This window comes from Lacihabitans sp. LS3-19 (assembly GCF_024343575.1).
Lineage (GTDB): Bacteria > Bacteroidota > Bacteroidia > Cytophagales > Spirosomataceae > Leadbetterella.
Map to the genome: position 1 here is coordinate 168,611 of NZ_RJUA01000003.1, position 12,854 is coordinate 181,464.

Genomic DNA, 12,854 nt, shown 5'->3' on the forward strand with positions numbered 1-12,854 from the left:
TAAGATAGATTTGGTATTTGTTTATAATTCTATTCTAATGATCAGAAAAGTACATTTTATAGTTGTTTTGAAATATTAAAAGGGCTGAAACGCCCCCCACTTGGTGTGAAATGGGCTGGAGCTGTGATGAAAAAAAATAGTCGAGCCAAATTCCCGACTATTTATGAAAGAATTAATTGCTGATTTTTAGTTACAACCTCCAATTTCAGTTTTAAAAACGCTTCCAAATTCAGCTTTAAATCCAGGCTCAAGAATTACTACTTTGGCTTTATATATTACTTTGGCTGCTTCATTGATAAAGTTGCTCGCATTTATTTTTCCAATAAGAATATTGGCTGACCTGGTGTATGAGTTATTAGCATAATCGTCTTTTGGGCTATTAAGGTTCAAATTGTTCAAACAAGGGAAGTTAATTCCTCCCTCAAAAGCTCCCAAATCTATGGTGCCGTTTTGAGGACGATTATTTCCTAAAATATCCAGTGTTTGACCTGAATATCCCCATGTGATATTGTCGCCTGCATCTATTGCTGGCGAACCAACGGCCAGTCTGAAATCATTATTTTCAATGTCTAGAAATAGCGGATTAACGTTATTTAAAATACCTGTACCTGAGGAGTAAATACTGTTTTCTTGTGTCATGCAATTGGCCAAAAATGACGTAGAGCCTTCATCAATAATATCTGACCCAGATACATTTGTAAGGTTATTTTGAGAATTACTCCAAAATATACAATTTAAAAAAGAAGGGTTGCCGTTATCTGCATTTAATACAGCACCGCCAAATATTGCAGCCCAATTTTTTGCGAATGTGGCATTTATAATAATTGGAGAAGAATTACCTACGTTTATCATTCCGCCACCAAGTCCTGCTGTGTTATTCGAAATAATGGAATTTGTAATAATAGGCGAAGAATTAAACGCATTAAATATACCACCTCCATACGATGCTAAATTATTTCTAACTATAATATTTGTGATTAATGGCGAAGAATTATGATTATAAATGCCACCACCAACTTCTTGAGAAATATCATCTGTTCCACTATAATCAATGCCTATGCCGTTTCCACCGCTAATTTCGATTCCGTTAATATCAGAAGAATTGTCAAGGTTGGTTGTTACTAAAACATGATAAACATTTTCTTCTAAATTTAGAAAGTTAGGATTTCCATTGAAAAAGGTATAAACGTCATCAGAATTTATATCTCCTGATAATATCGTTTTGTTAGTTGCCCAATTTCTTTGCGTCAACAGTGTTTCTGTGCCCAAAAAACCTCCATAAATTTTCATGTTTTTAGATAAATGGAAGGTTTTGTCAAGAAGATCAATAGGTGATGAGTTTCCATAAAGGTCTGTTTTGGGTAAATATACTCCTCCAGTAACCCAAATATTTGCACCGCAGACATTGGTATCTATTGCGTCTTGTAAATCGGTAAAAGCATTTAACCAATTTGAGCCATCATTAGTACCTGTTGCGTTTATTTTAACATAAATAATGTCTGAAGCCGAAAATTGTGAACTATTTATTGAGACAGGATTGCTCATATAGGAAGTTTCACATCCAGAGCTTAAATCTTTAACTTTTAAGATATAATTGTTGGTTGTTAGGTTATTGAACGTGTTTGATATTTGGTAGGTAATTCCGTTGTCTATGCTATATATTAATGGGCTCGAGGTTGTTTCTGCTTTTACCACTATACTTCCAGTGGTAGTGTTACATAGTTGTGTTACAACAGGTGTCAACATATAAGGAATGCTAATAGGGATGATAACTATTGGGTTACTTTCATAGCTTTCTTCACATAGTGAGCCTGATTTTCTGACTTTTATATGATAATTTCCAGCAGATAAAAACTCAAATACATTATCAACTTGAAAACTTATTCCATTATCTATGCTGTATTCTAAATCGCCAAGATTGGTGCTGACATTTATTTCTATTTTTCCATAAATAGAACTGCAATTAGGTTGTGTTACTGTTGGAGCTGAGAAAACAAAAGGAGCAGATGAGCCATAGTTTTCAAATGCACCCATATCTGCCTCAACATTATAGGGGCGTGGAGTGCCAACTATATCTGTTGAAAATGCGGTTGTAATCCAAGTATTGTAGTCGGCGGCATCAATGGCAGGTGAGCAATTACTTAAGGAATAATCTTCGTTTATTGGATTAGTAAATACAGGGTCAATGTCAAGATTTGAACCGGCATTTATACCTAAATTAGAAATCCAATTTGAACTTCCTCCGCTACCTCTTAGAATGGTATTGGAATAGGTATTAAGTACATATGGACTGTTAGAAACCTCCGAACTAACATTTTGATATTCGCCATTGTCCCATATTATACTGTTTTTGATTATTGGATTCATAGGTCTGAGTGAGGTTCCACTGAAATTTGATATAGCCCCCCCGTTCTCATTTGTTGATCTATTTGCACTAAATGTAGAATTGATAATCGTTGGAGAAGAATATTGATTATACAATCCACCACCCGAATTAGCCTTATTTTTTATTAATAAAACATTAATGATTTTAGGAGCAGCATTTTCATCATTTGCGATTCCTCCACCATATTCTGCTGAATTGGCTTTTAATAATATATTTACCAAAGTAGGAGAGGAGTTTACATTTAATATTCCTCCACCAATATTTTTATTAAACCCACCCGTGCTAAAATATAGTTGTGAAATTGAATTGTCTGCATTTCCGCTAGCAATCATAAAACCGTCTATTTGAGCATTGCTTGTTAGTGAATTGGTGATGAATACATGGAATAAATTTTCATTGTTATTGCTTATGGCGAGGGTTGAACCACTCCCTACTAATAGGTCGTCTTGGTTTATATCACCACTGAGTATAGTCTGGTTGGCAGCCAAGTTTCTTTGAGACAAACTTGTTTCACTTCCGGCGAATCTCCCATATATTTTCATGTCTAGGTCTAAGTAAAAAGCTTTGTCTCTAGGGTCTGAAATGGTGCCATCAGGAGCAGTGAGGGGGAAATAGTTTCCGGCGGCTACCCAAATGTCTGCTGTTCCACAAGTGTTGGCATTGATTGCAGTCTGCAAGTCAGTGTAGGCATTTGACCAGCTACTACCATTGTTTATACCTGAAGCAGATTTGTTAACATAGATTATACTTCCACTGGGACAAGCCTCACCGCCCTCGTAGGCACCTATGTCCACAGTCGTGTTTTGAGGTCGGATATTACCTGCAAAATCATTAGTTATGCCTAATGCCAGCCATTCTGAATCGTTTCCTGCATTTATTGCTGGGGAATTTGACATTATTCTATAATCACCATTTTTTGAATCAAAAAATATAGGGTTGATGTCTAAATTTCCTCCTAAGTTAGATCCATAATTAGCATTCCAAGCATTGTTAACTTCACTTTGTTTTATAATACTATTTTTAAAAGTAGGAGAGCTAAGGTAATTACTGAACTCATTATCAGAACTCTGAAAAGTATTTTTTGTGAAATTTCCCCAAATAATGCAATTAGCAAAATATGGATTTGAGTTTCGAATATTGTTTACCGCTCCACCTCTTTCTGATACTATGTTTCCACTTATGGTAGTGTTGAAGATTTCTGGCGAAGATGTATCATTATATATTCCACCTCCGTAAATAGCCGAGTTTTTTGCAATTATTGAATTTGTGATTTTAAGGTCCGTTGAAGAATTACTTATTCCCCCTCCGGTGGCTGCATAGTTGGCCATAAACAAGGTCCTGTCAAATACAATATTTGTAGAGTTGGCATTGTTAACACCTCCACCACTAAGTAATGCCGAGTTTTCGCTAAATTTACATTCTCTATATTCAGCTGAAGATCCTATGTTATATGTCCCAGCACCACTATATTTTACTATGTTTTTAATAAAATTGGATTTGCTGAATTTCGGAGAAGATTGATAATTGTAAACTCCTCCACCATCGTTGGCATAATTTGCCTCGAAAATCATATTCGAAATACTTGGACTTGAATTTATATTATATAGTCCTCCTCCTTTGTATTGGTTGAAATAAATTTGATCCAAAGCTGTAGAATTTATACCTATGGCATTTCCACCTTTTATAGTAAACCCATCTAATGAAGATACCGATGTCAAGTTGGCTGTAACAAGCACATGATAGGTGTTTTCTGAAGTATTGTTCAAAACAAGGCTTTCTCCTTCACCGGTTTGGGTGTCGTCATTATTTATATCACCACTTAATTTTGTGACATTTATCAATGGGTCGCGTTGACTTAATAGCGTTTCGTTTCCAAAGAAACCACCATATATATTCATGTCTTTATTGATATGAAAGGCATTGTTTTTCGGATCGGTGGTAGTCCCGTCGAGAGATGATAAAGGAAAGTAAGTTTCGGCAGCAACCCAAATTTCGACCCCACAAGTATTTTCGTCTATTGCAGCTTGAAGATCAGTAAAAGCATTAAACCAAGTCTTGCCATTATTAAGCCCTACGGCATTTTTATTTACGTAAATTCTTGTAGCAGCTACACTTCCTTCCAAAGCACCCATGTCAACTATTGAATTCTGTGGACGTAAATTTCCAGCAAAATCATTAAGAAGACCGCCTGCAAGCCAGTCTGTATTGTTGCCAGCATCTATTGCAGCTGAGCAATTCAACAATCGGAAATCATCAATATCGGGATTAACAAAAGAAGGGTTTGAATCTAAATTACTTCCATTGTCTGTTCCGAAACTATTGTTCCAATTACCGCTGCCACCACTTCCTTTGACAATGTTATTGTTAAAAGCCAAAGTACTAGAGGTGTTCGAAATTTCGTAATCCCCATTGTTCCACAAGATGTTGTTGCTAATAGTTAAATTGGAAGCATTATTATAAACTGAGCTACCAAAGCTAGTAGCGGTGTTTTTCGCAAATGTGGAATTGGTTATATTCTCAGTAGAACTATAATTAGCAATGGCCCCACCATAAATGGCGATATTATTAATAAAGAGGGAATTAAGAATTTCTATATTACTACCTCCAAAAGCACATAAAACGCCACCGTAATTTCCTGAATTACCATTTGCTTTGGTATTCGTAATTTGTAAATTTGAACTTGTAATATTTATTCCTCCACCGAAAACAGAGCAGTAGTTTTTTTCTATTGTGGAATTTATTAAACTTACGTTTGAATTTAAATGAATTATAGCCCCTCCACCTTCATTGGCTACATTATTTTTTAATATTATATTTGATAAAGTTAGACTAGCGTTGGAAATAATAATCCCGCCTCCCAAAGTTCTTGAATTGTTAATTCCTTCATAATTCATAGTGCCAGATCCATCTGCATGTCCTCCCGAGATTGTAAAACCATCAATGATAGATTCCGGTCCAAGGTTATTTGCAATCAATACATGATAGGTGTTTTCTGTGTTTCCACTAAATTGGAGAGTGCTTCCATTACCAGTTATTACGTCATCATTTAATAAATCGCCACTTAAAATTGTCTCATTCAAGGTCGGGTCTCTTTCTACTAGGAAGTCTTCGCCGCCCACAAAACCTCCATACATTTTTAAGCCATTGGCAATATGAAATGCCAGGTTTCGCGAAATAACAGAAATGCCATCTGGAGCCGAAGTAGGCAAGTATATACCCTTTGCTACCCAGATTTCAGAACCAAAACAAGGATAATTATCTATGGCCGATTGAAGGTCTAAATAGGCATCGACCCAAGAAGTCCCGTTATTTGCACCAGTAGTGGCAGTTTTGTCTACATAGACTATCAATTTTTTCACAATCACTTCATTTCCCGATATTGGACATAACCTCCCTTGGATTCTTACTTTTATCTTGTACAAATCTGGAGTTAATGATGGAAATTGTGGGCTTGTTTGGTAGTTTACTCCATCATCAATACTATATTCTAGATCTCCCCCGGTTGTTAATGCATTCACATATATGGAGGTACTTTGGTCCAAACAGTTTGGTTGTGTAATAGCAGGAATTGAAACTGTTATTATTGGTGCTGCAATGGTTACAAATGATAAAGAAGTGACCTCCTCACATGCAGAAGTGGTCAATTTTATTTTTAGAGAATAGTCATTCTCTGGTAAATTTCCAAAAATAGGGCTGGAATGATAGCTGTTACCTTCATCGATGCTATAACTCAATGTACCGTAACTTGAGGATGCTTGAAAAGTGATTGTTCCAAAAGGAATGGAGCAATCGGGTTGAATTAAAATCGGTGCTTCATAGGTAAGATTGGTACTTGGTATTTCGAACGGGCCGATTTCTACGTTTGCACCAATTGGTCGGATATTTCCTGAAAAATCTTTAGTCAAACCTTGATAATTCCAAGCACTTGTGTTTCCGCCATTTAAAGCAGGAGAACAAAATTGCAATCGGAAATCCCCGGCAGTTTCATCGAGAAAAAAGGGGTCAGAATCTAAATTAAAACCACTATCTGTACCATATCCAGTATTCCAGCTTGTACTTCCTCCGCTCCCTAATATTATACTATGAGAAATTAAAACGTTCGGGTCGGCATTATAAATTTCGTTGGAGCCATTTTTCCAAATAATAGTATTTGTGATAACTGGTAATGAATAAGAAAAATTATAAATCGCTCCACCGGAAAATGCAGAATTTCCAATAAAAAGGTCGTTTGTCAAAGTTGGTGAAGAACCCGAGGTATTATTTATTCCTCCGCCACTTACAGATGCTATGTTTTTAGTTATTATGGAGTTAACCAAAGTAAGCGATGAGCCATTATTGCTTATTCCGCCCCCTGAACTAGCAGAGTTTCCTTTAAAAATCATATTTCTCAATATAATAGTAGAATACCCATTGTACATTCCCCCACCAGAATTTCGTTCAATAATGTTAGCACTGTAGTTTGTAGATCCAGTCCCATTTGCATTTCCACCTATTATTTGAAAACCATCTATTATAGTGCTAGAGCTCAAATAAGCAGTAATTAAAACGTGATACGTGTTTTCAGAGTTATTGGCAATATTTAAAGTACTGCCTGTGCCAGTTATCACATCGGTGTCATTCAAGTCTCCACTTAGTATGGTGGCATTGGTGGTCCAGTTTCGTTCAGAAAGTAAGGTCTCATTACCTGCAAAACCACCAAAGATTTTCAAATCCTTGTTGAGATGAAATGCCTTATCTCGAACATCACTTGTAGAGCCATCTGGAGATTCTGTTGGATGGTAGGTTCCTGCTTTCACCCAAATCGTGTCACCAATTGCGGCTAAATTTATCATAGCTTGAAGACTGCCAGATGCAGCCACCCATGAAGTCCCATTACCTGTAGCACCCGGCAAAACATAATGTACCGTGGCAAAACTCGAAATAGGTAAAGATATAAAATACAAAAAAAGGATAAAGCCATTTGGACACTTCCAAATGTTAAGTAAAATTGATTTCAATGTCTATAATGTTTTAAAGGGAATACCCAGAAATGAAGGAATTAGGTGTATTCTTTAATATCGAAAAATGAAGAACGATTTCAGGACTTCTTTATATTTAATAAAATTAGATTATTGTAAGGTAGATAAATTAATCTGTTACTTTACCTAAAAATCTAAATTATACATATTTGAAAAAGGAAATTCAATACATATCTAATGGATTTTTTAACTTCCTTTCGCGAGTTTTTAATTCAAATTTTCTCAATTTGAATAAAGTAAAAATCAACAAGCCTCTGAATATTGCTCCTGAATTACTTTCAATCTTCGGCGACTGACGAGCACGTCTTTGCCATTCAACAATTGTATAAAACAAGCTTTGGGGCTTTCTTTAATATTTTTAATAAAGCTTTTGTGAATGAGTAAGGAGCGGTTTGGTCTGACGAATTGGTCTAGGTCCAAATGATTTTGATGGAATTTTAAAGTGTAGGAAGAAACTTCTTTTCGACCATTTTTAAGATGGAAGATCGAATAGTTTTGGTCAGCTTCAACAAACAAAATGCTGCTTTGGGCTGAAATTTGATTTATTATTTTAGGTGTAATCATGGCTATAAAGTTTTAGATTCAGTCTAAAGCTATTTTTATTAATCCAGGCAATCAAAAAAAAGGGCTGAAACGCCCTACACTTGGTATTAAATGGGCTGGAGAAGTGATGAAAAAAATAATTTTGAAATTTAAAAAGCAAAATTTTTAAGAACCTTTGTTTAAAATTTCAATAAATGTTTAGAGAAAACTTAAATTTTGATCCCTTACCTATTTCACTTTCTAATGTAATTTCTCCACCAAGTTCTTCTGCAATTCTTTGTACTATGTTCAACCCAAGACCGTAGCTTGGATCACCATTTTTATTTTCGCTTTTTATGGTAGTATACTTTTCAAATAGTTGTTGTTGACTTTTTGGTTCAATTCCTGGCCCTTGGTCTATCACTGAAAAAGCAAGCTGTTTAGGATTTGCTTCTACTTCAAGCTTTACCTCTTTGCCACTTTCAGTGAATTTTAATGCATTGCTGATAAGATTTTCTAATGCTCTAAACAACAGCGTTTTGTCTGTAAGGATAGATTCGTTTTCTTGAAGATTTAAGATTTTGAATTGAATGTTTTTTGAAATGGCAATAGTCGAAAACCGAGTTTGTAATTTTGACAAAAGCTCAGCTATGTCAACTTCTTTTAAGTCCAATTTTTGCATTTCATTTTTATCAATACTTAAAATTTCTCTGATAATTCTCAGGCCAAAATCCGTTGTTTCCAAGATTTTCTCTTCTACTTCTTTTAAATCTTTTGTCGAATTTTGGCTCAAGTTTTGTACCCAAAGTTTAATTGCAGTAAAAGGACTACTTAAATCATGGGATACCACCGACATCAAATGGTTTTTCTTGGCATTCAATTCATTCAGCCTATAGTTCTGACTTTCAATTAGCTTATTTTTTTTCTTGTTTTTATATAAAGCAAAACTCACAATAAAGGCCAATACAAGTAGGCTTAGTATTCCAGATATATAAAATAGTTGACGGTTTTTACTAGCTTCCAACTGAGCGTTCAATAATTGGTTTTGCCGCTCTCTTTCTATCGCATTGTGGTTTTCCTGGAGTTCAGCTATTTTGTTATTCGTTTCATTATTAAGTATTTCTGCTTTAAGTTTATTGCTTTCTAACAATAATGCAAATGCCTTGTCGTGTTGTTTTAGGTTAGCATAAAGGCTCGAAAGCTGCTCGATGGTCTGTTGTTGGAATGATTTCGATTCAAGTTTCTTTGCCAACTCAGCAGCTTCTTCTAAAAAAATAATGCTCTCTTTTATTTTTTTTTGGCCTTCTAAAGCCCCAGCTTTATTGATCAAATTATACCATAGATCTGACTTATTGGTTTTGGTTTTTAAATATGCAAAGTTTAAATCTGTAAGTTTTTCAGCTTCTACATATTTTTTCTCTGTGATATAAAGTGCCGAAAGGTTGATTCTTAGATTGGCCATACCTTTCTCATCTTTGAGCTTCGATTTTATTTTTAAAGCTTCTTTATAGAAATATATGGCAGAGTCCAATTTACTCTCAGATCGATAAATTACCCCTAAATTATTATAAAACGTTGAAAGTTTTTTCTCGTTAAGTTCTTGCTTTTGAGGATGATTTATATAGCTTAATATGAGAACTTTGGCTTTTTCTAATTGGTTTGAATTAACATAAATATATACCAAGTCTGAGGCAGCAGACATTTGGTCAGAAAGTCCAAGGTTGAGTTTTGAAAGTCTCAAAAATTCTAAATAATACTTTGTGGCTTCTGTAGGATTTCCAGTGTAATCATAATGTAAACCTTTGAATCTCTGAGCGTAGGCTTCTGCCTTTTTTGATTTGGTTTCATTGTATGCTTTGGATAAAAGCTCAGACCAAATAAGCATACTGTCGGTTTTTGAACCGTCTGAAACAGGCCAAGTTTCTAGCCAGGAATCGATTTGTTTTTCAGTTATTTTTTGAGAGAAACTCAAGAAATTACTGAATATTAGACATAGAATTAAGATGTGTTTAGTTGTCTTCATTTTCCAAAAGGCCGTTTTTTATTGCAAACTTCACCAAACCCACGGTATTGCTTACCCCTGCTTTTACTAAAATATTCCTTCTGTGGGTATCAACTGTTCCGGTGCTTAAAAACAGTTTTTCTCCAATCTCCGCCGAACTGTATTCTTTGCATATCAGCACTAAAATTTCTCTTTCGCGGGGACTCAACAAGTTCCCAAGTTTGTTCTCGGGTATCGTAGTAGTGTTTATAGCATCGATTTCTTCTTTTATATACAAATCAGAGCTTATGTATTTTTCGCCATTTGCTACATTTTCAATGGCCTCTAAGAGTTCATTTATTGATGCGTCTTTTAATATATATCCTTGAATATCAAACTTTTCCAATTTTTTAATCGCTCGTGAGCCTCGCATCATTGTCAAGTATAATATCGGTAAATTAGGCTTTAAGATCCTTATGCTTTTTAATAGTTCTTCAGGTTCAAAATCAGGCAACTGAACGTCCAAAAGGAGAACATCTATGTCGATTATCTCCAAAGTATTTAGTAAAGATTGGCCATTAGTAAAAGTTGCCAAGACAGTTAACTGTTTATAGCTAGCAAATAATCTTTCAAGACCTTTTAAGAATATTTCGTGATCGTCGACTAAGGCTATTTTAATCATTCGTATAGGTGAATTGAATTTGGGACAGAGTAAAAATAGTAATTTTCTTTAAAAATACTGCTTTTGTAAGATTTAAGTTTTATCTCAGAAAACCAAAAAATACCTAAATACAGTATGGTGCAGTGTTTTTTTTTATTGGAGCTTTGAGGCATTATTATTAAAACACTTTACCTCCATGAAAAACTTAAACAGGTTATTGTATTTTTTTGTGTTAAGCCTTTTGTTTTTTTCTTGTTCAAAAGACGAGCCAGAGCCAATCCTTGCAGACATGGTTTCAGGCGAATATGTGGTGGATTATTATGTTGTAAATAACAAAAAAGTGACTTTGCCTGCCACAAATAGTTCAGGAGAAACCGCAACAGGCAAAATAAGTGCTTACAAAGTAGAAGATAATGTCGCCTCTTTTACTTTCTTTTTTACGCTTACAAAGTTTGGTATTTCTTCAAGTTCGAATAGTAAACTTGAAAATGTGACATTAAAAAAGGCCAATTCGACTGATATTGAAGGTTTTGTGGGAACCGAGAAAGTTATAGAATATTCAAACAACAAACTGATTCTGACGATGACTAATGAAGACCCGAGTAAGGTCTTGGTGATAAAAGGCATCAAATTTTAGCATTTGTCAAAATTGAAAAAAATGGCAATAAAATATATCAATTATACTTAAAACCTTAAAGCATGAAAACTTCATTTTTTACTATTTTAGCAGCTTTTTTTGTTACGTATTGGTCCAATGGTCAATCAATTATTATTGATCCAAACTTAGACAATACCATCAGTTCAAGTTCCACCACCAATTATTTGGATCTGCATAAAACAGGAACGAACAATTATGTAGGTTTAAGGTTTTTCCAAGGGGCTGCAAATAGGGGTGGTTTATATTATGATGATGCTAATGGTGTTTTGAATCTTTCAAATGGACCCACTTTAAGTGGAATAGTTTGGAATAGGACCACCTCCAGAGTTGGAATTGGTACTTATGCCCCCCTAGCTAAACTGCATATTGAAACTAATAATAGCCCTTCTGTACCTCATATATTGCTCCGAGAAGATAATGTAAGTGATGGAGCAAGAATCAATTTTGAAAATGCTGGAGTAGGCTCAAACAGATGGACATTGTATGGTATAAATTCGGTAGTACCTAGTTCATCAAGGTTTAATTTTTTCCATACTTCTTTTGGAAATATACTGACCATATCTGGTGATGGAAATACCAAAATGGAGGGTTATACACAGCTAGGCAATAATGCACCTAAAATAAAGATGAAAGTTATAACAGGTTCATTTGGAAATTCCGAAGGTTCCTGGTATGATATTCCACATGGTCTTATTTCCTCTAAAATATTAGCAGTAAACGCAAAAGTTGAACCGGTGGGAAATGCCACGGCATACACCCTGCCAAATAGTTTAGCACCTGGTCTAGAGTATTCTGTAGGGTATAATGATACTGTTGTTTTTTTTATGTTAAAATCAGGTAATGCTGAGTTTTTGTTAAATAGGAATGTTAAGGTTTTAATAACTTATGAAGAGTAGGTTACATCACTTCCAACCGCTTCACAAGCTCTTCGGCGTATTTTTTAGAAATCGGAATCTCGGTGTTTAAAATATATACTACCGTTGGCTCAAACCGTGTTAAATAATCCAAATTGACAGCAAAGGATTTATGGGTGCGGAAAAAGTTTTGTTTTTTCAATTTTTCTAAAAACAAGCTCAATGAATTTCGGATGATTTCTTTGCGGTCAGCTAGGTGAATTTCAACATAATTTCCTTCTGCCTTAATCCAAAGGATTTCAGAAAGTGGTAATTTGGTATATCGATATTTGTCTTTTATAAACAGTGCGTCTTTAATTACAAGATTATCAGACTCCTCGGGTTTTGTATCTTCTTCTGTTTTTTTCGAAATAATAAAAAGTGCCATTTCTATGGCCGTAAACAATTGCTCTTGTTTGAACGGTTTCACGAGGTAATTGGTCGGGTTTACTTTTTTTGCTCGTTCTATGGTAGGACCGTCAGAATAAGAAGTGGTAAAAATAAAAGGAATTTTGAACCGCTCATTTATCACTTCTGCAAGGTCTATTCCATCCTTTTTTCCGCCCAAGTTCACATCGAGTAAAATCAAGTCTGGGGTTTCAACTTCTAATATTTCGATGGCTTCGTCATAGTCCATGGCAGTTTCAAGGACGTCATAACCCATTTTGCTCAACATGTTTTCCATGTCAGCCGCTATTATGCCTTCGTCTTCTACGAGTAGAATTTTTACCATTT

7 protein-coding genes are annotated in these 12,854 nt (G+C 35.0%); 2 read left to right on the top strand and 5 right to left on the bottom strand.

Translation table 11 applies throughout. The features are described from left to right. Positions 1–186: 186 nt before the first annotated feature. From EGI22_RS04560 to EGI22_RS04575, 4 genes are all read right to left on the bottom strand, one after another. Entirely contained in the window at positions 187–7,383 is a 7,197-nt protein-coding gene (locus EGI22_RS04560; RefSeq protein ID WP_255066681.1) for a choice-of-anchor Q domain-containing protein, read from the bottom strand. 264 nt (positions 7,384–7,647) lie between these two features. Then, a complete protein-coding gene (locus tag EGI22_RS04565) occupies positions 7,648–7,968 on the bottom strand; it encodes a LytTR family DNA-binding domain-containing protein (protein WP_255066682.1) in 321 nt (106 codons plus the stop codon). A gap of 166 nt (positions 7,969–8,134) precedes the next feature. Next, on the bottom strand, positions 8,135–9,949 hold the full coding sequence (locus tag EGI22_RS04570; protein ID WP_255066683.1) for an ATP-binding protein: 1,815 nt from the start codon (positions 9,947–9,949) through the stop codon (positions 8,135–8,137). After that, on the bottom strand, positions 9,936–10,589 hold the full coding sequence (locus EGI22_RS04575; protein ID WP_255066684.1) for a response regulator transcription factor: 654 nt from the start codon (positions 10,587–10,589) through the stop codon (positions 9,936–9,938). Before EGI22_RS04575 ends, EGI22_RS04570 begins: the two co-directional genes overlap by 14 nt. Positions 10,590–10,764: 175 nt before the next feature. Between EGI22_RS04575 and EGI22_RS04580 the strand changes: the two genes are divergently transcribed. Then, entirely contained in the window at positions 10,765–11,205 is a 441-nt protein-coding gene (locus EGI22_RS04580; protein ID WP_255066685.1) for a hypothetical protein, read from the top strand. A 62-nt stretch (positions 11,206–11,267) separates the two neighbouring features. Then, on the top strand, positions 11,268–12,122 hold the full coding sequence (locus tag EGI22_RS04585; protein ID WP_255066686.1) for a hypothetical protein: 855 nt from the start codon (positions 11,268–11,270) through the stop codon (positions 12,120–12,122). Between the two features lies 1 nt (position 12,123). Here the strand turns inward: EGI22_RS04585 and EGI22_RS04590 are convergent, their stop codons facing one another. Continuing rightward, on the bottom strand, positions 12,124–12,852 hold the full coding sequence (locus tag EGI22_RS04590; RefSeq protein ID WP_255066687.1) for a LytTR family DNA-binding domain-containing protein: 729 nt from the start codon (positions 12,850–12,852) through the stop codon (positions 12,124–12,126). Positions 12,853–12,854: the final 2 nt, after the last annotated feature.